At 73.0% G+C, this 23404-nt stretch carries 20 protein-coding genes; 6 read left to right on the top strand and 14 right to left on the bottom strand.

What is annotated here, in order from left to right; translation table 11 throughout:
* Window positions 1–16 precede the first annotated feature (16 nt).
* The 11 genes from FKN01_RS19835 to FKN01_RS19785 all read right to left on the bottom strand — a co-directional run bounded on the left by FKN01_RS19835 (window position 17) and on the right by FKN01_RS19785 (window position 12374).
* Window positions 17–3841 (bottom strand): multifunctional oxoglutarate decarboxylase/oxoglutarate dehydrogenase thiamine pyrophosphate-binding subunit/dihydrolipoyllysine-residue succinyltransferase subunit, encoded by a 3825-nt coding sequence (locus tag FKN01_RS19835; protein WP_143622453.1) that lies wholly within the window; start codon window positions 3839–3841, stop codon window positions 17–19.
* A gap of 257 nt (window positions 3842–4098) precedes the next feature.
* Window positions 4099–5175, bottom strand: coding sequence for a HAMP domain-containing sensor histidine kinase (locus FKN01_RS19830; RefSeq protein WP_143622451.1), 1077 nt, complete (start codon window positions 5173–5175; stop codon window positions 4099–4101).
* Window positions 5172–5909 carry a response regulator transcription factor gene (locus FKN01_RS19825; RefSeq protein ID WP_014154105.1) on the bottom strand — a complete coding sequence of 246 codons (738 nt, stop codon included), beginning with the start codon at window positions 5907–5909 and terminating at the stop codon, window positions 5172–5174. The genes FKN01_RS19830 and FKN01_RS19825 overlap by 4 nt, the downstream gene beginning before the upstream one ends.
* Before the next feature lie 235 nt (window positions 5910–6144).
* A complete protein-coding gene (locus FKN01_RS19820) occupies window positions 6145–6837 on the bottom strand; it encodes a spermidine synthase (RefSeq protein ID WP_143622449.1) in 693 nt (230 codons plus the stop codon).
* A 256-nt stretch (window positions 6838–7093) separates the two neighbouring features.
* The gene (locus FKN01_RS19815; protein ID WP_143622447.1) at window positions 7094–7696 is read right to left on the bottom strand and encodes a hypothetical protein; all 603 of its coding nucleotides are present in this window, start codon (window positions 7694–7696) and stop codon (window positions 7094–7096) included.
* Complete coding sequence (locus FKN01_RS19810) at window positions 7693–8991, bottom strand: hypothetical protein (protein WP_143622445.1); 1299 nt, start codon at window positions 8989–8991, stop codon at window positions 7693–7695. Before FKN01_RS19810 ends, FKN01_RS19815 begins: the two co-directional genes overlap by 4 nt.
* Window positions 8988–9773 (bottom strand): ABC transporter ATP-binding protein, encoded by a 786-nt coding sequence (locus FKN01_RS19805; protein WP_143622443.1) that lies wholly within the window; start codon window positions 9771–9773, stop codon window positions 8988–8990. Before FKN01_RS19805 ends, FKN01_RS19810 begins: the two co-directional genes overlap by 4 nt.
* 10 nt (window positions 9774–9783) lie before the next feature.
* Window positions 9784–10689 carry a hypothetical protein gene (locus tag FKN01_RS19800; protein ID WP_143622441.1) on the bottom strand — a complete coding sequence of 302 codons (906 nt, stop codon included), beginning with the start codon at window positions 10687–10689 and terminating at the stop codon, window positions 9784–9786.
* Window positions 10686–11288, bottom strand: coding sequence for an RNA polymerase sigma factor (locus tag FKN01_RS19795; RefSeq protein WP_143622439.1), 603 nt, complete (start codon window positions 11286–11288; stop codon window positions 10686–10688). Before FKN01_RS19795 ends, FKN01_RS19800 begins: the two co-directional genes overlap by 4 nt.
* A 33-nt stretch (window positions 11289–11321) precedes the next feature.
* Window positions 11322–11900 (bottom strand): isochorismatase family protein, encoded by a 579-nt coding sequence (locus FKN01_RS19790; protein WP_143622437.1) that lies wholly within the window; start codon window positions 11898–11900, stop codon window positions 11322–11324.
* A gap of 72 nt (window positions 11901–11972) precedes the next feature.
* Window positions 11973–12374 (bottom strand): DUF4259 domain-containing protein, encoded by a 402-nt coding sequence (locus tag FKN01_RS19785; protein ID WP_143622435.1) that lies wholly within the window; start codon window positions 12372–12374, stop codon window positions 11973–11975.
* Between the two features lie 180 nt (window positions 12375–12554).
* Between FKN01_RS19785 and lon the strand changes: the two genes are divergently transcribed.
* Window positions 12555–14969: an endopeptidase La gene (gene lon, locus FKN01_RS19780; protein ID WP_143622432.1), complete on the top strand. Its 2415-nt coding sequence runs from the start codon at window positions 12555–12557 to the stop codon at window positions 14967–14969.
* Between the two features lie 104 nt (window positions 14970–15073).
* On the opposite strand, the gene FKN01_RS19775 is transcribed toward lon, so the two are convergent.
* Both FKN01_RS19775 and FKN01_RS19770 read right to left on the bottom strand, forming a co-directional pair.
* Window positions 15074–15754 carry a polysaccharide deacetylase family protein gene (locus FKN01_RS19775; protein ID WP_398932805.1) on the bottom strand — a complete coding sequence of 227 codons (681 nt, stop codon included), beginning with the start codon at window positions 15752–15754 and terminating at the stop codon, window positions 15074–15076.
* Window positions 15755–15989: 235 nt separating this feature from the next.
* Window positions 15990–16832, bottom strand: a complete 843-nt coding sequence (locus FKN01_RS19770; protein WP_143622428.1) for a lysozyme — start codon at window positions 16830–16832, stop codon at window positions 15990–15992.
* Between the two features lie 240 nt (window positions 16833–17072).
* On the opposite strand from FKN01_RS19770, the gene FKN01_RS19765 reads away from it, so the two are divergent.
* Window positions 17073–17555: a MarR family winged helix-turn-helix transcriptional regulator gene (locus FKN01_RS19765; RefSeq protein ID WP_143622426.1), complete on the top strand. Its 483-nt coding sequence runs from the start codon at window positions 17073–17075 to the stop codon at window positions 17553–17555.
* A 7-nt stretch (window positions 17556–17562) separates the two neighbouring features.
* On the opposite strand, the gene FKN01_RS19760 is transcribed toward FKN01_RS19765, so the two are convergent.
* Window positions 17563–18345 (bottom strand): protein phosphatase 2C domain-containing protein, encoded by a 783-nt coding sequence (locus FKN01_RS19760; RefSeq protein WP_143622424.1) that lies wholly within the window; start codon window positions 18343–18345, stop codon window positions 17563–17565.
* A 364-nt stretch (window positions 18346–18709) separates the two neighbouring features.
* Between FKN01_RS19760 and FKN01_RS19755 the strand changes: the two genes are divergently transcribed.
* From FKN01_RS19755 to FKN01_RS19740, 4 genes are read left to right on the top strand one after another with little or no spacing between them, the layout of a single operon-like run.
* The gene (locus FKN01_RS19755) at window positions 18710–21871 is read left to right on the top strand and encodes a nitrate- and nitrite sensing domain-containing protein (protein ID WP_143622422.1); all 3162 of its coding nucleotides are present in this window, start codon (window positions 18710–18712) and stop codon (window positions 21869–21871) included.
* Window positions 21868–22353 carry a roadblock/LC7 domain-containing protein gene (locus FKN01_RS19750; RefSeq protein ID WP_143622420.1) on the top strand — a complete coding sequence of 162 codons (486 nt, stop codon included), beginning with the start codon at window positions 21868–21870 and terminating at the stop codon, window positions 22351–22353. Before FKN01_RS19755 ends, FKN01_RS19750 begins: the two co-directional genes overlap by 4 nt.
* Window positions 22350–22766 (top strand): DUF742 domain-containing protein, encoded by a 417-nt coding sequence (locus tag FKN01_RS19745; RefSeq protein ID WP_143622418.1) that lies wholly within the window; start codon window positions 22350–22352, stop codon window positions 22764–22766. Before FKN01_RS19750 ends, FKN01_RS19745 begins: the two co-directional genes overlap by 4 nt.
* Window positions 22747–23394 carry an ATP/GTP-binding protein gene (locus FKN01_RS19740; protein WP_143622416.1) on the top strand — a complete coding sequence of 216 codons (648 nt, stop codon included), beginning with the start codon at window positions 22747–22749 and terminating at the stop codon, window positions 23392–23394. The genes FKN01_RS19745 and FKN01_RS19740 overlap by 20 nt, the downstream gene beginning before the upstream one ends.
* Window positions 23395–23404 lie beyond the last annotated feature (10 nt).

The following is a 23404-nucleotide window of genomic DNA, read 5'->3' as shown; positions in this document are numbered from 1 at the left end:
GCGTACGGGCTGCCGGTCAGGCGTCGAAGACCTCGTTGACCAGCTGGGTCTGCTCCGCCTGGTGGCGCTTGGCCGAGCCGACCGCCGGGGACGAGCTGTGCGGGCGCGAGATGCGGCGCAGGCGCTCGCCGTGCGGGACGTCCGCGCCGACGGCCAGGTCCAGGTGGTCGATCAGGTTCAGGGCGATGAACGGCCAGGCGCCCTGGTTGGCCGGCTCCTCCTGGGCCCACAGGTACTTCGCGGCGTTCGGGTACTTGGCGATCTCGGCCTGGATCTCGGCACCCGGCAGCGGGTACAGGCGCTCCAGGCGGATGATCGCGGTGTCCGTGACGCCCCGCTTCTGGCGCTCGGCCTCCAGGTCGTAGTAGACCTTGCCGGCGCAGAAGACGACCTTGCGGACCGCGCTCGGCTCGACCGAGTCGTCGGCGATGACCGGACGGAAGCCGCCGGTGGTGAACTCCTCCACCTTCGACGCCGCCGCCTTGAGGCGGAGCATCGACTTCGGGGTGAAGACGATCAGCGGCTTGTGGTGCGGGTTGTGCACCTGCCACCGCAGCAGGTGGAAGTAGTTCGACGGCAGGGTCGGCATCGCGACCGTCATGTTGTCCTGCGCGCACATCTGGAGGAAGCGCTCCGGGCGGGCGGACGAGTGGTCCGGGCCCTGGCCCTCGTAACCGTGCGGCAGGAGCAGCGTGACGCCGGAGGTCTGGCCCCACTTCTGCTCGGCCGAAGAGATGAACTCGTCCACGACGGTCTGCGCGCCGTTGACGAAGTCACCGAACTGGGCCTCCCAGATGACCAACGACTCCGGGCGGGCCAGCGAGTAGCCGTACTCGAAGCCCATCGCCGCGTACTCGCTGAGGAGCGAGTCGTAGACGTTGTAACGGGCCTGGTCGTCCGACAGGTAGAGGAGCGGGGTGTAGTCCTCGCCGGTGACCTGGTCGACCAGCACCGCGTGGCGCTGGCCGAAGGTGCCGCGGCGGCTGTCCTGGCCGGCGAGCCGGACCGGGGTGCCCTCCATCAGCAGCGAACCGATGGCCAGGGTCTCGCCCATGCCCCAGTCGATCGTGCCGTTCTCCACCGAGGCGGCACGGCGCTGCATCTGCGGGATCAGACGCGGGTGCACGGTGATCGACTCGGGGATGTTGACCTGCGACTCGGCGATCCGCTTGACGACCTCGGTGGAGACCGCGGTGTTCACGGCGACCGGGAAGTGCGCCTGCGGGTCGGAGACGTGCGGCTGCGCGGGCTGCGAGGTGGCCTCGCGGACCTCGGCGAAGACCTTCTCCAGCTGGCCCTGGAAGTCCTGGAGCGCCTGCTCCGCCTCCTCCAGGGTGATGTCGCCGCGACCGATCAGGGACTCGGTGTAGAGCTTGCGCACCGAGCGCTTCTTGTCGATCAGGGTGTACATCTGCGGGTTGGTGAACTCCGGGTTGTCGCCCTCGTTGTGACCGCGGCGGCGGTAGCAGATGAGGTCGATCACGACGTCCTTGTTGAACGCCTGGCGGAACTCGAAGGCGAGCCGGGCGACCCGGACGACGGCCTCGGGGTCGTCGCCGTTGACGTGGATGATCGGCGCCTCGATCATGCGCGCCACGTCGGTGGCGTACATCGAGGAGCGCGAGGACTCCGGGGCGGCGGTGAAGCCGACCTGGTTGTTGATCACCACGTGCACGGTGCCGCCGGTGCGGTAGCCGCGCAGCTGCGACATGTTGAGCGTCTCGGCGACGACGCCCTGGCCGGCGAAGGCCGCGTCGCCGTGCAGGGCGACGGGCAGGACGGTGAAGTCCGTGCCGCCCTTGTTGATGATGTCCTGCTTGGCGCGGGCGATGCCCTCCAGGACCGGGTCGACCGCCTCCAGGTGGGAGGGGTTGGCGGCCAGCGAGACCTTGATCTGCTCGCCGTCCAGCCCGGTGAAGGTGCCCTCGGCGCCCAGGTGGTACTTCACGTCGCCGGAGCCGTGCATCGAGCGCGGGTCGAGGTTGCCCTCGAACTCGCGGAAGATCTGGGCGTACGACTTGCCCACGATGTTCGCCAGGACGTTCAGGCGGCCGCGGTGGGCCATGCCGATGACGACCTCGTCGAGGCGGGCCTCGGCGGCGGAGTCGATGACCGCGTCGAGCAGCGGGATGACGGACTCGCCGCCCTCCAGCGAGAACCGCTTCTGGCCGACGTACTTGGTCTGCAGGAACGTCTCGAACGCCTCGGCGGCGTTGAGCCGGCGCAGGATGCGCAGCTGCTCCTCGCGCTCGGGCTTGGGGCGCGGGCGCTCCACCCGGTCCTGGAGCCACTTGCGCTGCTTCGGGTCCTGGATGTGCATGAACTCGATGCCGGTGGTGCGGCAGTACGACTCGCGCAGGACGCCGAGGATGTCGCGGAGCTTCATCATCGACTTGCCGGCGAACCCGCCGACCGCGAAGTCCCGCTCCAGGTCCCACAGGGTGAGGCCGTGCTCGGTGATGTCGAGGTCGGGGTGCTTGCGCTGGTGGTACTCCAGCGGGTCGGTGTCGGCCATGACGTGGCCCCGGACCCGGTAGGAGTGGATCAGCTCGAAGACCCGCGCGGCCTTGGTGACGTCGTCGTCGTGCGAGGCGTCGATGTCCTTGAGCCAGCGGACCGGCTCGTAGGGGATGCGCAGCGCCTTGAAGATCTCGTCGTAGAACTCGTTCTCGCCGAGCAGCAGCTGGGAGAGGATGCGCAGGAACTCGCCCGACGCGGCACCCTGGATGACCCGGTGGTCGTACGTCGAGGTCAGGGTCATGACCTTGGAGATGCCGAGCTTGTTCAGGGTGTCCTGGGAGGTGCCCTGGAACTCCGCCGGGTAGTCCATCGCGCCGACGCCCATGATGAGGCCCTGTCCGGGCATCAGGCGGGGCACCGAGTGGACGGTGCCGATGCCGCCCGGGTTGGTCAGCGAGGCGGTGACGCCGGTGAAGTCGTCCATGCCGAGCTTGCCGTTGCGGGCGCGCCGGACGATGTCCTCGTACGCCTGCCAGAACTCGAAGAAGTTGAGCGTCTCGGCCTTCTTGATGGCCGCGACGACCAGCTGGCGGTCGCCGTTCGGCTTCACCAGGTCGATGGCGAGGCCGAGGTTGACGTGCTCGGGCTTGACGAGGGTCGGCTTGCCGTCCTTCTCCGCGTAGGAGTAGTTCATGGCCGGCATGGCCTTGAGCGCCTGCACCATCGCGTACCCGATGAGGTGCGTGAAGGAGATCTTCCCGCCGCGGGCGCGCTTGAGGTGGTTGTTGATGACGATGCGGTTGTCGAAGAGCAGCTTCACCGGGACGGCGCGCACGGACGTGGCCGTGGGCAGCTCCAGCGAGGCGTTCATGTTCTTCGCGACCGCGGCGGACGGGCCGCGCAGCGTCACGTACTCCGGTCCGGCCGGCGCCTCGGTGTCCGCGGCGGCCTTGGCCTTCGCGGCGGGGGCCTTCGCGGCGGGCGCCGGGGCGGCCTTCGCCGGTGCGGCCGGGGCCGGAGCCGGGGCCTTGGGCGCGGCGGGAGCGGCCGGGGCGGCCTGTGCCGGGGCGGCGGGCGCCGCCGGGGTCTGGGCCGCGGGCTGCGCAGGGGCCGCCGGGGCGGTGGTGGGGGCGGCCGGGGCCGCGGGTGCCGCAGCCCCCGCGGCTGCGGCGCCGGTCTTGTCCGCCGTGCCGGTCTTGCCCGGCTTGTAGTCGGCGAAGAAGTCCCACCAGGCACGATCGACCGAATTGGGGTCCTGGAGGTACTGCTGGTAGATCTCGTCGACGAGCCACTCATTGGCGCCGAAAGCCGCGGCCGGGTTGGTGCCCGGGCCGGCCTGGTCGGTCGAGATGCTCGAGTTACTGGGGGACTGAGACGACACGGCGGTGACCGCCCTCTTCCGCTTCGCAAGGTGATGGACAGCGGGAATCAAGGCTACGCCTCCGTGGCCGTTCCTTGCAGGCCGGGGAGGTCTTCGTCGTGCAAGTCACATCGGAAGGCGGGTTTCGGCGCAGGAAATGGCGGGAAACAAGCATGGTTCCGCTTCGCTCCGGGTACGCGAGGCCGCCGCAGCGGCCCTCTGGACCGTATCCCGTTCCCGGAACACGTAGAACCCGGCCTTCCGGTTCGAACCCTATGTCAACTTCGCGGTTGCGGAATCCCCGGAAGGGTGACGCGGATTCGGCAGCCGCGAGAAGATTCGGCCACTCCGATCCGGCCGCCGTGGAGATCCACCGCCCAGCGGGCGATCGCCAGGCCGAGCCCCGTACCGCCGTCGCTGCCCGGACCGTGCGGCGAGGCCACCTCGCCCCGGTTGAACCGCTCGAAGACCCGGTGGCGCTCCGACTCCGGGATGCCCGGGCCCTCGTCCACCACCTCCAGGTGCAGGGACTCCGGCTGCGGGCCGCGCCGGGCCAGCACCGTGACCCGGCCGTGCGGCGGACTGTGCTTGACGGCGTTGTCGATGAGATTGGCCACCACCTGGTGCAGCCGCTCCGCGTCCGCGTGCGCGGTGAGCTCCGGCGGCGACACGTCCAGGTGCAGATGGACGTCCGTACGGGAGTGGTTGCCGGACCCGGAGGAGAGCCGGCGGTGCGCGGCGGCGAGGTTCGCCTCCTTCAGCACCCCGGACAGATAGGGCCAGACCTCGAAGCGGCCGGCCTTCAGCGTGACGACGCCGTTGTCCAGCCGGGACAGGTCGAGCAGCGTCTCCACCAGGCGGCCCAGGCGCTCCGTCTGCTTCAGCGCGGTGCGCATCGTCTCCGGATCGGCCGAGGACACCCCGTCCACGACGTTCTCCAGGACGGCTCTCAGCGCCGCGATGGGCGTGCGCAGCTCGTGCGAGACGTTCGCCACCAGCTCCTTGCGGTGCCGGTCCACGGCCGCCAGGTCGTCGGCCATCAGATTGATGGTCTGCGCCAGGTCGCCGAGTTCGTCGCGCCGGTCCGCGCCGTTGACCCGCCGCGTGTAGTCGCCGTGCGAGATCGACCGGGCCACCGCGCGCATCTCGTCCAGCGGCGCGGTCAGACCGTGCGCCACGAACTGGGTGATGAGCAGGGTGGCGATGACCGAGAACACGGTGATGAACCGCAGCTCGGTCCGGGTACGGAAGGCCACCATGATCAGCCCGGTCGTGATGAACACCGAGACCACGACCAGTGTGCCCAGCTTGGCCTTGATCGAGAACGGCCGCAGCCCCGTTCCGGGCGCGGTCATGGCGCGGGGGTCTCCAGCGCGTAGCCGACGCCGTGCACGGTACGGATGCGCTCCGCGCCGATCTTCCGGCGCAGCGCCTTGATGTGGCTGTCGACGGTCCGGGTGCCCGAGGCGTCCGCCCAGTCCCACACCTCCGCCAGCAGCTGCTCCCGGGAGAGCACCGCGCGCGGGGTGTTGGCCAGGCAGACCAGCAGGTCGAACTCGGTCGGGGTCAGGTGCACGTCGTCGGCGCGGACCCGCACCCGGCGCTGCGCGTGGTCGATCTCCAGCTCGCCGAGGCGGAGTATGCCGCTGCGCGGCGTCACGGCGGCCAGCGCGGCCCGCTCCACCCGGCGCAGCAGCACGTGCACCCGGGCGGCCAGCTCACGCATCGAGAACGGCTTGGTCATGTAGTCGTCGGCGCCCACCCCGAGCCCGACGAGCATGTCCGTCTCGTCGTCCCGCGCGGTCAGCATCAGCACCGGCACCGGCCGCTGGGCCTGGACCCGGCGGCAGACCTCCAGGCCGTCGAAGCCGGGCAGCATGATGTCGAGGACCATCAGGTCCGGCTGCCAGGCCTCGGCCGCGTCGACGGCGGCCGGGCCGTCGAGCGCGGTCTGCACGAGAAAGCCCTCCGCCCGCAGCCGGGCGGAAATGGCATCGACGATCGTGGCGTCGTCCTCGACCACCAGCACCCGGCGCTGCGCACCCGGGGTGGCCGCGACGCCGTTGTGGGTGGTGTGTGTCTGTTCCATCGCCCCGCCCCTGCCCGTTCTCACGGAGGCCATTCCCCCGGACGTACGGTTTTCGCTCGTGAATTTCGTGGGTGATCCCGTTACCGGTCAGCAGCGTAGAGGCAGCGGAGGGTTTCCGGCTACGCAGGGTGCAAGCCCGGGCCGCCGCGACAGGCCCCCGCGCGGGGCGGAGGGACGCGGTCGAGGGGCTCGCCTGCCGGGAGTCCGGGGGCTTCCGATACCCGGCGGGGGGATCTCAGTCGCCCCGGATTGCGAGATGGACCACGTCGGGCACACCTCGGGCAACGCCCACTTCTTCCGCCCGTACCCCCTGGAACCCGGCATTCCGTAGGGCCTGGTCGAATGCGGCGGACGGTTGCGCGGACCAGACGGCGAGCACCCCGCCCGGGTTGAGCCGTGCGCGGCAGTCGGCGAGACCGGCGGGGGAGTAGAGGTCGTTGTTGTCCTCGGTGACCGTCCAGTCCGGCCCGTTGTCGATGTCCAGACACAGAGCGTCGTAACGGTCCGTAGTCGTCCGCAGATACGCGACGAGGTCGGTCGTCAGGATCTCCGTACGGGGATCGGCGAGCGCGGGCCCCGAGATCCGGTCCAGCGGCCCCCGCCGGTGCCAGTCCACGATCGCCTCCTCCCGCTCGGCGACCGCGATCCGGCCCCACCGCGGCTCGGCGGCGGCCCGGGCGAGCGAGAACCCGACGCCGAGCCCCCCGATGAGCACGGCGGGCGCGGAGCGGCCGGCCGGGAGCGCGGCGAGCGCGGCGTCGATCAGCAGCCGCTCGGAGCGCCCGTCGGAGGTGTCCATCAGGAAGCACCCGTTGGCGATGATCTCGAAGTCCTCACCGCGCCTGCGCAGGACGACCTCCCCGTACGGTCCCTCGCGGCGGTCCAGGGTGACGGGGGCGTCGGCGTCGGGGCCGAACGTGTGGGGCATGGCACTGCTCTCCGGTGGCGGTGGTCGCTGACCCCGCCATCCTGTCGCGCCGAGGCGGGCGGGGGCCAGCGGGACCGGCCCGGGCGGGGGTCAGCGGGACCGACCCGGGGTCAGCGGGACCGACCCGGGCGGGGGTCAGCGGGACCGACCCGGGCGGGGGTCAGCGGGACCGACCCGGGCGGGGGCCAGCGGGACCGGCCCGGATCAGCCCCGTTCGCGGCGCGTCCCGCGTACGGCGAAGAGCGCCGGCCCGGGGTCAGCCCCGTTCGCGGCGCGTCCCGCGTACCGCGAAGAGTGCCGCCCCCGCCCCGAACGCCCCCGCCGCGGCGACCCATGCCCACTCCTGGGGCCCCGGCTGCATCGGCCAGGCCCACACGGAGGCGGCTCCGCCCGGGGTGCGCGGCGCGGCCAGATAGACCGCCCCGGTGTACACGGTGACCGGCAGCCAGCTGAGCCGGGCCCCGATCAGGGCGGCCGAAGCGGCCGTGACCCCGGTCGCGCCGAGCACGTTGCGCACCATGCCGGGAGCGCCGAACGCCTCCGGGTGCCCGGGGACGGCCAGCGCGAGGGCTGCGGCGGCCGGCACGGTGAGCGCGAGCAGGTGCGCCAGCCGGCGGGGCCACCAGCGCCGGACCGCCGTCCGGTCGAGTTCGTCGGCGGCGGCGTACAGGCTCGTCCCGATGGCCGACGAGACCAGCAGCGGGGCCAGCACCAGGACGGGGACGCGGGCGCTGTGGTCGAAGGTGGGCTGCGCCCGGATCCAGTGGGCGGCCCAGGCGGCGAGCAGGGCGACGCAGGCGACGGCGGCGGCGGTGCGGGGGAGGGCGCGGGAGCGGAAATAGAGGGCGGGGAGGTTCACAGCGACGGCACCTCTGAGGGATCGCAGCTGGTACGGGTGGTCATGTAGCGGCCCAGCCAGGCGCGGCGCTCGGCGTCGGGCATGGCTTCGAGGCGGCGGAGCTCGGGGGACTTGTTTGTACCGGGGGCGAGCCCGGCGGGGGCGAGCCACTTCCCGACAGCCTCGTCGGGCGCCGGCTCGTGGCGGCCGTCGCCATCCTCGTGGTGCCGCGAACAGTCCCGCATCGTCATGTTGGCCGCTACCTGCCAGGCGTAGTCCCCGGTGTCCTGCAACCGCCCGCGCAGGAGGTACCAACCGGGGTTGGGCGGCGGTATCCACGCCTCGTCCGGGCCGTGGAGGGGCAGCCGGGCGACGTAACGCTCCGGTGCGCCCGGCACCCCCTTCAGCCGCCCGGTCAGCCCCGACAGCGCCTCGGCGACCTGGGGCAGCAGGTGCTCCTGCCGCCCGCTCAGACAGATCTGCGGGCTCCCCTGGGTGCAGACGAGGCGGACGGCCGCCGGGTCGTCCCGGAACAGGTCCTCGCCCGTGGCCACGATCAGCGGGGCGACGACGGCGGCCACGGCGAGCGGCACGAGGGCGGCGAGCCGGCGCCGGGCCGCGACGGCGGTCAGCACGGCGGCTGCGAGTCCGCAGGTCCAGGCCGCCATGGCGGGGGCGTACCACCACACGGGCACGCTGTCGTCCAGTGCGAGGTTCACGGCCGGGTCGAGGTACCGCGCCGGGGATTCCGAGTAGGTGGGCACCCCGAGCACCAGGTACATCAGCGCGGCGACCACGGGCGCGGCCAGCCGCCACCGGCACAGCACACCGGCGGCGAACCCGAGCAGCGCCGCGGCCGCCAGGAAGACGGCGTCCACGACGACGACGGAGAGGAGCGGGCCGCCGCCGCCCGCGTACGGCCAGGTGGCCAGCAGCGCACCGGCCAGCGCGAGCGCGTACCCGACGACCGCCCACAGCGCGAGCGGCAGCGCGGCGACCACCATGCGCTGCCACCGCGCACGCGGCGTCGAACGCCACAGCTCGCCGGTGGAGCGCCGGTGGTCGCGCGCGCCCTGCCAGCAGGCCGTCGCGGCCACCAGCGGGCCGGCCAGCAGGGTGGCGCCGGAGTGCAGCAGGCTCTGCGTCTCGATCCAGTCGCCCTGCCAGGCGTCGGCCTCGGCGGCCATGGTCACGCCGAGCACGAGCGCCGTGGACAGGCCGGCCCACGGGCCGATCCCGCGCCGCGTCTCGGCCCGCAGCGCGGGGAGCGCCGGATCGGGAGCCTTGCGCCGCACGGGGGTTTCGGTGAGGGTCATCGGGTGCCCGCCGTCGCCCGGTGGGACCGCAGGGCCGCCGTGTAGCCACGTTCGATCGGGCTGCCGTGGAGCGCCTCCGGGTCGTCGCCGTCCCTGCCCAGGGCCGCCAGCTCGCGCGTCGTCCCCCGGTACGCGACGCGGCCCGCCTCGATCAGGGCCACGTCCTCGCAGGCCGCCACCACGTCCTCGACCAGATGGGTGGAGAGGATGACCGTCGCGTCCCTCCCGAGGTCCCGCATCAGGGCGCGGAACTCGACGCGCTGTTCCGGGTCGAGCCCGGCGGTCGGCTCGTCCAGGAGCAGCAGCTCCGGTTCGTTGACGATCGCCTGGGCGATGCCGACGCGCCGGAGCATGCCGCCGGACAGCGTCTTCATCCGGGAGTCGATCCGGCCGGCCAGACCCACCCGGTCCACCGCGCGCTCGACGGCGGTGCCGACGCGGGTGCCGTCCATCTCCTTGAGCCATGCCACATAGGCGACGAACTCGCGGACGGTGAACCCCGCGTAGTAGCCGAAGTCCTGCGGCAGATAGCCCAGCCTGCGCCGGACCTCCGCCCGGGCACGGTGGTCGGACGCCGACCCCACCTCGGCGCCCAGCAGCTCGATCCGCCCGGCGTCCGGGGCGGCGGCTGTGGACAGGACACGGATCAGCGAGGTCTTGCCCGCCCCGTTGGGACCCAGAAGTCCGTGCACACCGGGCCCGAAGGCGAGATCGACGGAGTCCAGGGCGGTCCGGCGGCGGTGCCGCACCGTCAGCCCCGAGACCTTGACGGTGCTGTTCACACGATCACGCTCATGACGTCTCCAGGTGGTCGAAGGATCGGCGGCGTATGACGAGCAGCGCCGCGCAGAGCACGGCCGCCCCCGCCCACGCCCCCTGCGCGGGGAGCCCCGCGAAGTAACGGAGCGCCGTCGGCGTCCCGCCGAGGAAGGCGGAAGGCGACCTGTCGAGCGCCGCCGGTACGGTGACGACGGCCGCCCAGCCCGTCGCGACGACGAGGGCCGCGGTGCGGCAGCCGGCGTACGAGCCGAGCCCCAGGGCCGCGAGAGTCAGGGCGAGTCCGGGCAGCAGCCAGGCCAGGGGCCCCGGCCCGCCGGCCGACGCGGGCAGCACCGCCCAGGCCAGGGCGAGCACCGGGACGGTCACCCCGAGCACCGCGGCCGTCCTGGTCAGCAGCAGCCGCAGCCCGCCGCCGGGCGAGGTGGCGATGATCTCGTGCAGGGGGTCGGCGGAGCGCCCGTACGAGACCCCGACCCCGGTGAGCGGCAGCACCGGCGCGACGAGCAGCAGCAGCGCCCGCGCCGAACCGCCGAGCCCGCCTCCGTACGCCAGTGCCACGGCCGCGCACACCACGAGCAGCAGAGCCGCCGCCCACGGCCCCCGCAGCGCGGGCCCGGCGGCCCAGAGCACCCGGCCGAAGCGGGGGCGGCCGTGCGTCCGAGGCGCCGAGCCCGCCCCGGACGCCCTCCGTCCGGCCCCCGCCGGGGCTTGCTCCGCCTCCGCCGTCGCCAGCACCGCCGCCCTCACCGCGTCCAGCACCGCCGCTCCGGCCGCCCGGTCGCGTACCACCGCCGTCACGCGTTCCGCGCACCGAGTGCAGGACTCGACGTGCTTCTCCAGGGACCAGGAGTCCGTCTCCCGGGCCGTGCCCTGCGCGTACCGCAGGACCAGGTCGTCCGTCACGTGCCATCCCGTCATGCCGTGCCTCCCAGGGGACCGTTCTCCGTGACCAGCCGGTCCAGGGCGGCGCGCAGCTCGCGGCGGGCCCGCATGGCCCGGGTCTTGACCGTGCCCTCCGGTATGCCGAGCTGCCGGGCGGCCTCCACGGTGGTCAGGCCGTCGACCACCGTGGCCCGCAGGACCTCCCGCAGCTCGGGCGAGATCCGGTCGAGCGCGGCGCCCACGTCCCCGTACTCCAGGCCGGCCAGGACCCTGTCCTCGGCGGACGGAGCGGGGGCCGCCCAGCGGACGGCGTCCGCCTGTCCGGCCGCCGTCGCGCGCTCCGCCCGGGCCCGGGCCCGCTGGGCGTCGATCAGACGGCGGGCGGCGATCACCCAGAGCCAGCCGCCCGCCGCCGTGCCCCGGTGTGTGGCAGCGGAGCGCCACACCGTCACGAAGGTGTCCTGCACGACCTCCCGTACGGTCTCCGGGTCCGGGCACCGGCGGGCCAGCCGGGCGAGCAGCCAGCCGGCGTGCCGGTCGTAGAACGCCGCCAGGGCGGCCGTGTCCCCCTGTGCGACGGCACGCAGCAGCGCCTCGTCGCTCCGGTCGTCCCCCGAGGGGCGCAAGTCGCTCACACCCCCTCTATCGGCGGCCGTCCACCGCCCGGTTCACGCCCCGGGCGGCGCCGTGAACCGTACGGCCGAGGCGGGCGTGGTGACGTCCGCGTCCGCGCTGATCGCCCAGGCTGCGACCCGGGAGACGACGGCGGCCGGGACCGTGGCGCTGATGCCGGGCGCGGCCGGGACGTCGTGCGTGGCGTGGGCGTCGTACGGGAGGACGACCCGGTGCCCCAGCTCCAGGGCGGTGCGGGCCGTCGCCTGGACGCACATCTCCGACATGACCCCGCAGACCGCCAGCGCCTCGACGCCCGCCTCCGCCAGGACGGCGCCCAGGGACGTGCCCGCGAAGCCGTCGTCCCGGGTCTTGCGGATCACGGACTCCGCGGGCCCCGCCACGACGGGCAGGTGCAGCGCCCAGCCCGGGGTGTACGGCTCGTCGCCTGCCCCGGGCGGGCCGTCGTTCTGGAGGTGGACGACGACCGCGCCCGCGCGCCTGGCCCGCGCCAGCAGCCCGGCTGTCCGGTCCAGCAGCACATCGGCCGCGGGCACGGCCCCCGGGCCGGTCACCCCGTCCTTCTGTACGTCCACGACGATCAGGGCCTGCACGGGGAGCGGGGTCTCGGTCATGCGGCCATCCTGTCCGGCGCGGGGCCGGTGCTCCACGGGATATGCCGGTGCTGCACGGGATACGGGGGCCGCTCACGCCCGGGGCATAAGGACCTCGCGCAGCTGGTTGACCCCCGTGTGCCAGGGCCCGTCCTCCGCTTCCTCCCAGAGTTCCAGCGCCTCGGACGGTTCGGTCAGGACCCGGTCCAGGGCCCGGAGCGCCAGCTCGCGCAGGCCGGTGAGGTCCGGAAGGGGCTCGTCCGGGCCGTACGCGGAGTCGGCGGGGGCGCCCCCGGGGCACTGCGCCGCGACCAGGGCCGCCGCCGCTATCGCCTCGTTCGCCACGTCCGAGTCCAGGTAGTCCGTCGTGCCCGCCGTCTCGGCCAGCGCGGCCCGGACCATCCCCTCGCGCGCCTCCGGCGCGGCGTCGTCCAGGCCGCCGCACCAGTCGGCGGCGGTGTCGTTGTCGAAGGGGCCCACGTCCCACGCACCCATATGTGTCTCCCTGGCGAATCGGTCTCCCCGCATGGTGACAGGCACCACTGACAACGGCCCGGGGCGACCGTCCCGGTGGGCCGCAGCCTGATCGCTCAGAGCGAACAGGGCTTGGGGAACATTGCAGGGCTCATAAGCATTGAGCCTGTATAGCTCAACTTGACTGCCGAAGGGGAGATCATGGCTACTGAGTCCAACGCCGTCACACCGCTCACCCTGCCCGTGCTGCCGCTCGACGACGAGGTCGTGCTGCCGGGAATGGTGGTGCCGCTGGATCTTTCGGACACCGAGGTGCGCGCCGCCGTCGAGGCCGCGCAGGCCGCCGCCCGGGAGGGCGGGGGCAAGCCCGAGGTGCTGCTGGTCCCGCGCATCGACGGGACGTACACCGGGATCGGTGTCCGCGGCACCGTCGAGCAGGTGGGGCGGCTCTCCGACGGCGACCCGGGCGCCCTGATCCGGGGCCGCGACCGGGTCCGCATCGGAGCGGGCACCAGCGGCCCCGGCGCCGCCCTCTGGGTGGAGGGGGTCCGGGTGGACGAATCCGTCCCCGACCCGCTGCCCGGGGCCGTGGCCGAGCTGGTCAAGGAGTACAAGGCGCTCGCCACCAGCTGGCTGAAGAAGCGCGGCGCCTGGCAGGTCGTGGACCGGGTCCAGCAGATCGAGGGAGTCTCCGCGCTCGCCGACAACTCGGGCTATTCCCCGTTCCTCACCACGGCGCAGAAGGTCCGCCTGCTGGAGACCACCGACCCGGTCGCCCGGCTGAAGCTCGCCATCCAGTGGCTGGGCGAACACCTCGCCGAGCAGGACGTCGCCGAGTCCATCGCCAAGGACGTCCAGGAGGGCGTCGACAAGCAGCAGCGCGAGTTCCTGCTGCGGCGCCAGCTCGACGCCGTGCGCAAGGAGCTCGCCCAGCTCAACGGAGACCCCGAGGACGAGTCCGACGACTACCGGGCCCGCGTCGAGGCCGCCGACCTGCCCGAGCACGTCCGCGAGGCCGCGCTCAAGGAGGTCGACAAGCTGGAGCGCGCCTCGGACCAGAGCCCCGAGGGGTCCTGGATCAGGACCTGGCTCGACACCGTCCTCGAACTGCCCTGGACCGAGCGCACCGAGGACGCGTACGACATCAGGGGCGCCCAGGAGATCCTGGACGCCGAGCACGCCGGCCTGCAGGACGTGAAGGAGCGCATCACCGAATACCTCGCGGTGCGCAAGCGCCGGGCCGACCGCGGACTCGGCGTCGTCGGCGGGCGGCGCGGCGGCGCGGTGCTGGCCCTCGTCGGGCCCCCCGGTGTCGGCAAGACCTCGCTCGGGGAGAGCGTCGCGCACGCCATGGGCCGCAAGTTCGTCCGCGTCGCGCTCGGCGGCGTCCGGGACGAGGCGGAGATCCGCGGCCACCGGCGTACGTACGTCGGAGCGCTGCCCGGGCGCATCGTGCGCGCCATCAAGGAGGCCGGCTCCATGAACCCGGTCGTCCTGCTGGACGAGATCGACAAGGTCGGCTCCGACTTCCGGGGCGACCCGGCCGCCGCCCTCCTCGAAGTGCTGGACCCCGCGCAGAACCACACCTTCCGCGACCACTACCTGGAGGTCGAGCTCGACCTCAGCGATGTCGTCTTCCTCGCCACCGCCAACGTCCTGGAGGCCATCCCGGAGGCGCTGCTGGACCGCATGGAGCTGGTCAGGCTCGACGGCTACACCGAGGACGAGAAGGTCGTCATCGCCCGCGACCACCTGCTCCCGCGCCAGCTGGAACGGGCCGGCCTGGAGAAGGACGAGGTCACCCTGGACGAACCGGCGCTGCGCAAGCTGGCCGGCGAGTACACCCGCGAGGCCGGCGTGCGGAATCTGGAGCGTGCCGTCGCCCGGCTGCTGCGCAAGGTCGCGGCCCAGAGCGAACTGGGCGACCGCGAGCTGCCGTTCACGGTGGGCGCGGACGACCTGCGCGGTCTCATCGGCCGCCCGCACCACGTGCCCGAGTCCGCGCAGGACCCGGCCGAGCGCCGTACGTCGGTGCCGGGCGTGGCCACCGGACTCGCGGTGACCGGGGCGGGCGGGGACGTCCTCTTCGTGGAGGCGTCGCTCGCCGACCCGGAGACCGGGGCGTCCGGGCTGACCCTCACCGGCCAGCTGGGCGACGTCATGAAGGAGTCCGCGCAGATCGCGCTGAGCTTCCTGCGGTCGCACGGCGCGGAGCTGGAGCTGCCGGTCGCGGACCTGAAGGACCGGGGCGTGCACATCCACTTCCCGGCGGGCGCGGTCCCCAAGGACGGCCCGAGCGCGGGCATCACGATGACGACGGCGCTGGCCTCGCTGCTCTCCGGCCGGCTGGTCCGCACGGATGTGGCGATGACCGGTGAGGTCTCGCTGACCGGGCGGGTGCTGCCGATCGGCGGCCTGAAGCAGAAGCTCCTGGCCGCGCACCGGGCGGGCATCACCACCGTGGTGATCCCCAAGCGGAACGAGGCCGACCTGGACGACGTGCCGGCCGAGGTGCTGGAGACCCTGGAGGTCCACCCGGTCACCGACGTCCGCCAGGTCCTGGAGATCGCCCTCGCCCCGGCCACGGCGGAGCGCAGGATTCCGGCCGCGGCGTAACGGCCCTCGACGGCCCGCCTCTCCCACACGGGAAGGCGGGCCGTCGCGCGGACGGCCGGCCTCATCCCACGCGGGGAGGCGGGCCGTCGCGCGTACGGCCGCGCCTACGGGCGGTAGATCGTGCCCGGCACCGGCTCGGCGGGGGCCATCAGCTGGGGGACCGTCACGAAGGTGTAGCCCTGCTTCTTCAGGGTGTCGATGATCCCGGGCACGGCGGGCACGGTGCCCTTGTAGATGTCGTGCAGCAGGATGATGCCGTCCTTGCCCGCCTGGTCGACTATCCGCTTCCTGATCAGCGCGGAGTCGGTGGTCGAGTAGTCCTTGGCGGTGGCGCTCCACAGGATCTGGGAGAGCCCGAGGTCCTTGCAGATGCCGGAGACCGTGTCGTCGGTGCGGCCCTGCGGCGGGCGCATCAGCCGGGGCTTCTTCCCGGTGATCGCCGCGATGGCGTCCTGCGTCTTCTCCAGCTCGGCGCGTATCTCGGCCGGCTTCCGGTCGGTCAGGATCTTGTGCGACCAGGTGTGGTTGGCGATCTCGTGGCCCTCGGCCGCGAGCCGCCGCACGGTGTCCGGGTGCTTCTTGACGTGGTTCTCGCCGAGCAGGAAGAACGTCGCGTGGACCTTCTTCTCCTTGAGGATGTCCAGCAGGCGGGGGGTGTCCTCGCCCGGGCCCGCGTCGAAGGTCAGGGCGATGCACTTGGCCTCGCGGCAGTCCACCGGGCCCATCGGCGCCTTGGCGTCCGCGGCGGCGTCGTCGCGGGCCGAGCCGGGCGCGGTGGTCTCCATCGTGCAGCCGCTCAGCGTCAGAGTGAGCGCTGTCACTAGAGCGACGGCCAACCCCGTCCCGGTCGACTTCCTCTTCCTGGGCACGGCGTGCCACCCCTTCTGGTGCACGGTCGCACTCGTGTGCGACCTGAGCGGCGACTATACCTGTGCTGTATACACGGGGTTCATAGCGGGGTGGCCGGACACGGCGAAGCCCGGCGACGGACTGTGTCGCCGGGCTTCGCGGGCCGGGAGGCTAGCCGTTCGCGAGCGCCTGTACGCGGTCGAGGGCGCCGTTGAAGTGGTTGTGGTCGCCCACCGTCGGGCCGGAGGACGTGTACTGCCACATCGTGTAGAAGCCCCAGCCGGCCGGGAGCGTCCCGACCGTGCTGTTGTACCGGGCCACCCACAGCGGGTTGGTCGTCCCGAAGCTCGCGTTGTTGCCCGTGCAGGACTGCCACCAGCTGGTCGCGGTGTAGATCACCGCGTCGCGCCCGGTGCGCGCCTTGTACGTGTTCACGAAGTCACGGATCCACGAGACCATCTGGGCCGCTGTCTTGCCGTAGCACTGCGCGCCGTACGGGTTCCACTCGATGTCGAGCACCCCCGGCAGGGTCTTGCCGTCCTTGGACCAGCCGCCCCCGTGGTCCACGAAGTAGTTGGCCTGGGTGGCGCCGCTCGTGGTGTCGGGCGTGGCGAAGTGGTACGCGCCGCGGATCATCCCGACGTTGTACGAGCCGTTGTACTGCTGCGCGAAGTAGGGGTTCGTGTAGTACGTGCCCTCGGTCGCCTTGGTGTAGGCCCACTTCACGCCGCTGTTCCAGAGCGTGGACCAGGCGACGTTGCCCTGGTGGCTGCTGACGTCCACGCCCTCGGTCTGGGTGACGGTGGAGCCGACGGGCAGGCCGCCCTTGCCGTCGTGGGCGACGACGCCCATGCCCATGGTGGCGGTGCCGCGTGCGGGGGCGGTGGGGTCGCCGCCCGCCGCGTTCGACGCGCCGGGGAGCGCGATGAGGAGGGAGAGCGCTGCGAGCAGGGTGCCGGCCGCGGCGAAGCGCGAGCGGCGGGACTTCTTGGAGCCGGATCTGTGCACGGGCATTGCGTGCCTCCGAGACCTCGGTGGGGGGATCTGCCGACCCGGGAGGCGCCGCGCGGCGACCCCGGATGCATGCCATGGTGTGGACATGCCATGCATGACGCTACGCACGTAGACCCTTTCGGCGGAAGGGGGCCTGGGCGGCGCCGTTGGTCTACTCCTGCGAAATACTGGCGGAGCTGCGGTGATGGCCGTCGGCGGAAGAAACTTTCATCTGCGGGAAAGCTCTTGAGGGGAGTTGACGTGCACGGGAGCGAAAGCGGACGTGAACGCGGCGCTACCGGGGGAAGTGGTGTGGACCACGAATTCCTCGCACTGGAGCTGGAGCTGGCCGTCTTTCTGCGCCGGGCGCGGGCCAGTTCCGGCGAGATGGCGCGCGAGGTGCACCCCGAACTGGAGGCCGCCGCCTACGGCCTCTTCGTGCGCCTGGAGTCCGCCGGCCGGCAGCGGGCCACCGATCTCGCCGCCTACTTCGGCGTCGGCAAGGCCACCATGAGCCGGCAGCTCCGCGCCCTGGAGGCGCTCGGCCTGGTGGCGCGCGAGCCCGATCCGGCCGACGGGCGCGCGTTTCTCGTCCACCTCACCGAGGAAGGGCTCGCCCGCTTCCGTAGCGTCCGCGACGCCCGCCGCGACCGCTACGTCCGCAAGCTGGCCGACTGGGACCGCGCCGAGGTCGCGGAACTCGCCCGCCTGCTGCACCAGCTGAACGCCCGCGCCGAGGACTGAGGTCCGCCTACAGGCGTACGTACGCCGCCGTCGCGTCGTCGTGGGTCTTGCCCCGGAGGTGCTTACGCTCCGTGTCCGCGTCCTCCAGAGCGCGGACCCGGTCGATCAGCGCCTGCGGGCCCTCCTCCTCCAGGACCGCCAGGCACGCCGCCCAGTCGCCCTCGCCGAACATCTCCGTCCAGCGGCTCGCCCCGTCCGTCATCGTGGCCAGGGCCCGCACCTGCGCCCGCGGCGTCCGCCCGGTGACCGCGCGCTCCGCCACGGCCGGGTCGGCGGCGGCCGTGAAGAAGCCGCCCTCCTTGTTGCGGGCCCGGGCGTCGGCCACCGCGTCCGAGACCAGGAGATCCCGGGGCAGCCGGTCGAGCCGGTCGTCCAGCACCGCGCGGACTCCCCCGCCGGGCGCTTCGAGGAGCAGCACCGAATCGGACAGCACCAGGTGCTCCACCCCGTCCTCGTCCCAACGCACCACGACGACGGTCGCCTGTGGCGTACGTACGTGAGAAAGGTCACAGGTCGAGCGGTGGGCGTCCGCGGTGCGCCGGATGGACTCCGCGAGGATCTCCCGCAAGGTCAGATCCCGCCGCGAACCGGACAGTTCGGCCAGCGCGCCGCCCAGCCGGGCCGTGAACCACGGAACCGAGTGCACACAACCGGCATCGCCCCGCGGCGGGGTCACACCGTCGAGCAGCACCAGCCCCCCGCCCCGACCGGAAGCCGGAAGGACCGAGGCCGTCCAGTCCTCGTTCGGGCGGTCCGGTGCGCCGGGAGCGGTTGCGAGTTCGATGCGCATGCGGCCAGTCTGCACGATGCCTTCACCGTGCCTGCACGGTCCCGCGCTTGGTGTGTACCAGCAGGTCAGAAGGTCGGCCGAGGCGGAAGGAGCCACTCCGCCCCAAGGTGCGGGCGGGCATCCTGCCAAAGCCCGTGCGGAAGTTCCAGCCGGTGTCCGCGCATGGCGCGGGGTCCCGCTGGGGAGACTTGTTCGCCAACTCGGGAGTGTTGTTCACTCGTTCGTGTGGCGGAGCGGTTGATGCGCGTCCCCTCCTGAAAAGCACTGGAATGGTCGGGAGCCGTACCAGGGGGCGGGACGCTCGTTCATGTGACCGTGCGTCACCTCTGCTTCAAGGGCGGACGAGTCGAGATTGCGAGCACCGGTGCAGAAGAAGCGGCCTCGGAGCAAGGGCGCCAGCAACAGCGGTTCCGAGGCGGCGCCGACGACCCCGGCCGAGGGCGGTCGCCGTGTGCGCGTCCGCAGCCGGCTGGTCGCGGGCGTCGCCGTCGTCGGGATCACCGTCATAGCGGCGGGGTCCCCGGCCGTGCTCGCCGCCTCCTCCGACCTCACCGACTCCCAGCACCTGGTCACCCTCGCCGAGCTGAACCAGCAGGCGATCTCCCTGGCCCATTCCCTCGCCGACGAGCGCGACGAGGTCACCGTCTACATCGCGGCCGGCCGCGAGGGCGAGCCGGGCAGCCGGGGCGCCCGTGTCGACCAGCAGGTGGACGAGATCCGGGAAGCGGCCCCGGCGGACCTCCTGCGCGACCTGTCCACCATCCCGTCCCTGCGCCGCGACGCGATCAGCGGCAAGGGCACGGCCCTGGCGGCCCACCGGGCGTACTCCGAGGTCATCGCGAAACTCCACGGCCTCGCCGACGAGCTGGCCCGCTCCACCCCGCCGCGCGCCGCCGACGCCGCCCGCACCCCGCAGGCGCTCGGCCGGGCCACCGAGGAGGCGTCCGCCGCCCGGGGGCTGCTGCTCGCCGCGCTCGCCGTGCCCCGCCCGGAGCCGGCCCCGCCGCGCATCGACCCGTTCACCGGGCTGCCCGTGCAGAGCGAGGACGAGGGCGAGACCGAGGAGGACCGCACCCGGAACGCGCTGAGCGCCGCCGCCCAGCAGGCCCGGGTCGGCGAACTCTCCGCCCTCGCCGAATTCGACCAGTCCGCCGGCGCCACCGCCCGCGACAAGCTGGCCTCCACCGTCACCGGACCGGAGGTCAACAGCGCCGAGAAGTACCTCGCCGAGCTGACCGACCGCCCCGAGCTGTCCGACTCCGACCTGAAGGTCAGCGACAAGAAGGTCGCCGCGGCCCTCGCCGCCCGCGTCGACCGGATGCGCTCCGTGGAGGCCGCGCTCGGCACCGCCCAGGTCCAGAGCCTCGAAGAGCTCCGCGACGACGACGTCACCGCCCTCGAACTGCGCGTCGCGCTCCTCGGCGGCTGCCTGCTCGTCGCGGTCGCCGTCTCCACCGCCGTCGCCCGCACCCTCACCCAGCCGCTCGCCGTGCTCCGGATCGGTGCCGCCCGGCTCGCCGCCGAACCCGCCACCGCCGAACCGGTCCGCTACGCCGGCCGCAACGACGAGTTCGCCCAGACCGTCCGCTCCATCAACGCCCTGCACGGCCGCCTGAGGGAGCTGCTCCAGCAGTTCGACGGGCGCTTCGCGCACCTGGAGACCGAGCGTGCCGAACTGCTCGCCGGACGCGAAGACCTCACGGCGCGGTGCGCCGAACTCAAGGCCCGTACGGAGGAGCTGACGGCCGAGCTGGAGAAGGCGCGGAACACCGTCCACCACACCTTCGTCAACCTCTCGCTGCGCACCCTCGGCCTGGTCGAACGGCAGCTCGGCGTCATCGAGTCCCTGGAGGAGCGCGAGCAGGACCCGGAACGGCTCGGCACGCTCTTCAAGCTCGACCACATGGCCACGGTCATGCGCCGCCACAGCGAGAACATGCTCGTCCTCGCGGGCGCGGACCACGGACCCGGCCACCCGGGCCCGATCCCGCTGGTCGACGTCCTGCGCGCGGCCGTCAGCGAGATCGAGCGGTACGAGCGGGTCACCATCCAGTCCCTGCCGCCGCACGCCCAGGTCGCCGGGTTCGCCGCGGACGACCTCAGCCACCTGGTCGCGGAGCTCCTGGAGAACGCCACCTCGTTCTCGCCGCCCGACTCCCACGTCCAGCTCTCCGGCTGGCTCCTGGAGAGCGGCGAGGTGATGCTCTCCGTCCAGGACGAGGGCATCGGCATGTCGTCCGTACGGATGGACGAGCTCAACACCCGCCTGGCCGACCCGGCGCTCTTCGCGGCCGGCGAGCAGAACGCGGACGGCGCCGGGCTCGGCCTCCAGGTCACCTCGCTGCTCGCCGCCCGGCACGGCGTACGCGTGGAGCTGCGCGAGCAGAAGGGGAGCGGGGTGACCGTCGTCGTCGTCCTCCCCGAGGCCCTGTTGCCCAAGGCCCTTCCGGCGGCGACGCCCCCGCCCGTCACCGCCCCGGGCGACGCGCCCGCGCTGAACCTGCCGGGCTCGGTGGCCGAGGCCAACTCCAACACCCTGCCGGGGCGCTCCGGGCCGACCTCCGACGACCCGATGATCGCCGCGGCGGAACGGGCCCTCGCGGTGGCGGCGGAGCCGCCGGTGGTCCGTGAGACGCTGGTGGCCCCCGAGGCCGATGAGGCCCCCGAGGCCGATGTGGCTCCCGAGACGCCGGAGGTGCCTGAGGCCGGCGCAACCCCCGAGGCCACGGAGGCCCGCGAGGCCCCCGAGGCCCACGAGCCCGCAGAGGTCCACAAGGCCCCCGCGGCCCCCGCCCCTGAGCCTGCGCCCGCTCCGGCGCCCCCCCCCGCCCCGGAGCCCGCAGAGGTCCACAAGGCCTCCGAGGCCCACGCCCCTGAGCCTGCGCCCGCCCACGAGCCCGGAGAGGCCCCCGAGGCCCTGGAGGCCCACGAGCCCATTCCCGCCCCGGAACCCGCCGCCTCCGAGCCCGCAGAGGCCCCCAAGGCCCACGAGCCCGCAGAGGCCCACGAGGCCCCCGCCCCCCAGCCCACTCCCGCCCCCGCCCCCGCCCCCAACGAGGCCGATCCCGAGCGGACTCTCCAGGTTCGCCTGCCTCGCCCGCCGCAGGTGCCGGACGCCACCGCCGCCGGTCCGTACGCCATCGGGCCCGACCGCCACGAGCGCGCCGCCGACGAGGCCCCGCCCCTGGGCCCGGCCCCCGCCGCCCCCGAGGCAGCGGACACCGTCCCCGGCCCGCGTCGGCCCGAGGCCGGACCCGTCACCGACAAGGGGCTGCCCAAGCGGACGCCCAAGGTGGTCCGGCCCGCCGGGGCGCCCGTCGCCGAGCGGCGGGGGAGCGTCGACAAGGAGGCCCTGCGGCGCAGGCTCGGCGGATTCCAGCAGGGGGCCAGGGACGGCCGCCGCGACGTCGAGGCCGAACTCGCCGAGGGCGCGAGCCCCACACGTACCGAGCACGCCGAGCCGGCAGGCCGTAGCGACGGCCGGACCGGAGAGACGGGGGACACAGTCGAGGAGGCACGCAGTTGACTGCGCCCAGCACATACGGGCTGAGCACCGAGGCACGGAACCTGCACTGGTTGCTGAGCAATCTCGTGGAGGAGGTGCCAGGGGTCCACTCGGTCACCGTCGTCTCGTCCGACGGGCTGATGCTGCTGTCCTCCGACCCCGGCCACCACCACTCCGCCGCCGGACCGGAGGCCCCGCGGAGCGGACCGCGCGGCTCCAGCGCCGACCTGGCGACCATCGTCTCCGGCATCGGCAGCCTCACCGTCGGCGCCGCGAAGCTGATGGACGGCGGCTCCGTGAAACAGACCATGGTCGCCATGGAGGAGGGCAGCGTCTTCGTCATGTCGATCAGCGACGGCTCGCTGCTCGGGGTGCACGCCGCCCCCGACTGCGACATGGGCGTCATCGCGTACCACATGGCGCTGTTCGTCGGCCGCGCCGGACACGTACTCACCCCCGAACTCCGCAGTGAGCTGCGCAAATCGATGGAGAGCGCCCAGTGAGCCACGCCGCGGCCGGACCCGCCCGCAAGCTGCCCGTCCGGGGGGCCGGCAAACGGCCCGCGCGAGTCCGCCCGTACTCGCTCACCGGCGGACGCACCCGCTTCGGGCACGTCCTGCTGGTCGAGACGTTCGTCGCCGCGCTGGACGCCCCCGAGGAGCGCCGCGAACTCACCAACGGCAATCTGACCACCCGTCTGATGCCGGAGCTCAGGGCCATCGTCGAGCTGTGCCGCCGGATGCGCACCGTCGCCGAGGTCTCGGCCCTGCTGAAGATGCCGCTCGGCGTGGTCCGGGTGCTGCTCAGCGACTTGGCCGACCAGGGAAAGATCCGCGTGTACGGGACCGGGCACGGCACCGGCCAGCCCGACCGCGCACTGCTCGAAAGGGTGCTCGATGGACTCCGCCGTCTCTGAGTCGCTGTTCGCACCGCGGCAGCCGGGCCCGCAGGAGCAGCCCGAGGAGCAGCTCCAGCCCTGGCAGCTGGACCGCACCCGGGCCCCGATCGCCACGAAGATCGTGGTCGCGGGCGGCTTCGGCGTCGGCAAGACGACGTTCGTGACCGCCGTCTCCGAGATCACCCCCTTGCAGACCGAGGCCCTGATGACCCGGGCCAGCGAGGACACCGACGACCTCAGCGGCACCCCGGACAAGGCCACCACGACCGTCGCCATGGACTTCGGCCGGCTCACGCTGGACGACGACCTCGTGCTGTACGTGTTCGGCACCCCGGGCCAGCAGCGGTTCTGGTTCATGTGGGACGACCTGGTGCGCGGGGCGATCGGTGCCGTCGTCATGGCCGACACCCGCCGCCTCGCCGACTGCTTCCCCGCCCTCGACTACTTCGAGAGCTGCGGACTGCCGTACATCGTGGCCGTCAACCACTTCGAGGGGACGCCGGGCTTCGAGGCGGAGGACGTCCGGGAGGCCCTGACCGTACCCGCGCACGTGCCCGTAGTGATCATGGACGCGCGCAACCGGATCACGGTGGTCGAGTCCCTGCTGGCCCTCGTCGGCCACGCCCTCGACGCCACCCCCGCGTAGCCCCCCACCT

The organism is Streptomyces sp. 130, from assembly GCF_007096885.1.
Classification (GTDB): domain Bacteria; phylum Actinomycetota; class Actinomycetes; order Streptomycetales; family Streptomycetaceae; genus Streptomyces.
This window is presented reverse-complemented; position numbering and strand designations above follow the sequence as displayed.

Bases quoted from the DNA above. Each gene is read 5' to 3' on its own strand.
- FKN01_RS19785 (WP_143622435.1), bottom strand. From the start codon at position 12,374: ATGGGTGCGTGGGACGTGGGCCCCTTCGACAACGACACCGCCGCCGAC.
- FKN01_RS19775 (WP_398932805.1), bottom strand. From the start codon at position 15,754: ATGGAGACCACCGCGCCCGGCTCGGCCCGCGACGACGCCGCCGCGGAC.
- FKN01_RS19800 (WP_143622441.1), bottom strand. From the start codon at position 10,689: ATGACGGGATGGCACGTGACGGACGACCTGGTCCTGCGGTACGCGCAG.
- FKN01_RS19820 (WP_143622449.1), bottom strand. From the start codon at position 6,837: ATGCCCCACACGTTCGGCCCCGACGCCGACGCCCCCGTCACCCTGGAC.
- FKN01_RS19760 (WP_143622424.1), bottom strand. From the start codon at position 18,345: ATGCGCATCGAACTCGCAACCGCTCCCGGCGCACCGGACCGCCCGAAC.
- FKN01_RS19770 (WP_143622428.1), bottom strand. From the start codon at position 16,832: ATGCCCGTGCACAGATCCGGCTCCAAGAAGTCCCGCCGCTCGCGCTTC.
- FKN01_RS19810 (WP_143622445.1), bottom strand. From the start codon at position 8,991: ATGACCCTCACCGAAACCCCCGTGCGGCGCAAGGCTCCCGATCCGGCG.
- FKN01_RS19740 (WP_143622416.1), top strand. From the start codon at position 22,747: ATGGACTCCGCCGTCTCTGAGTCGCTGTTCGCACCGCGGCAGCCGGGC.
- FKN01_RS19830 (WP_143622451.1), bottom strand. From the start codon at position 5,175: ATGACCGCGCCCGGAACGGGGCTGCGGCCGTTCTCGATCAAGGCCAAG.
- lon (WP_143622432.1), top strand. From the start codon at position 12,555: ATGGCTACTGAGTCCAACGCCGTCACACCGCTCACCCTGCCCGTGCTG.
- FKN01_RS19825 (WP_014154105.1), bottom strand. From the start codon at position 5,909: ATGGAACAGACACACACCACCCACAACGGCGTCGCGGCCACCCCGGGT.
- FKN01_RS19790 (WP_143622437.1), bottom strand. From the start codon at position 11,900: ATGACCGAGACCCCGCTCCCCGTGCAGGCCCTGATCGTCGTGGACGTA.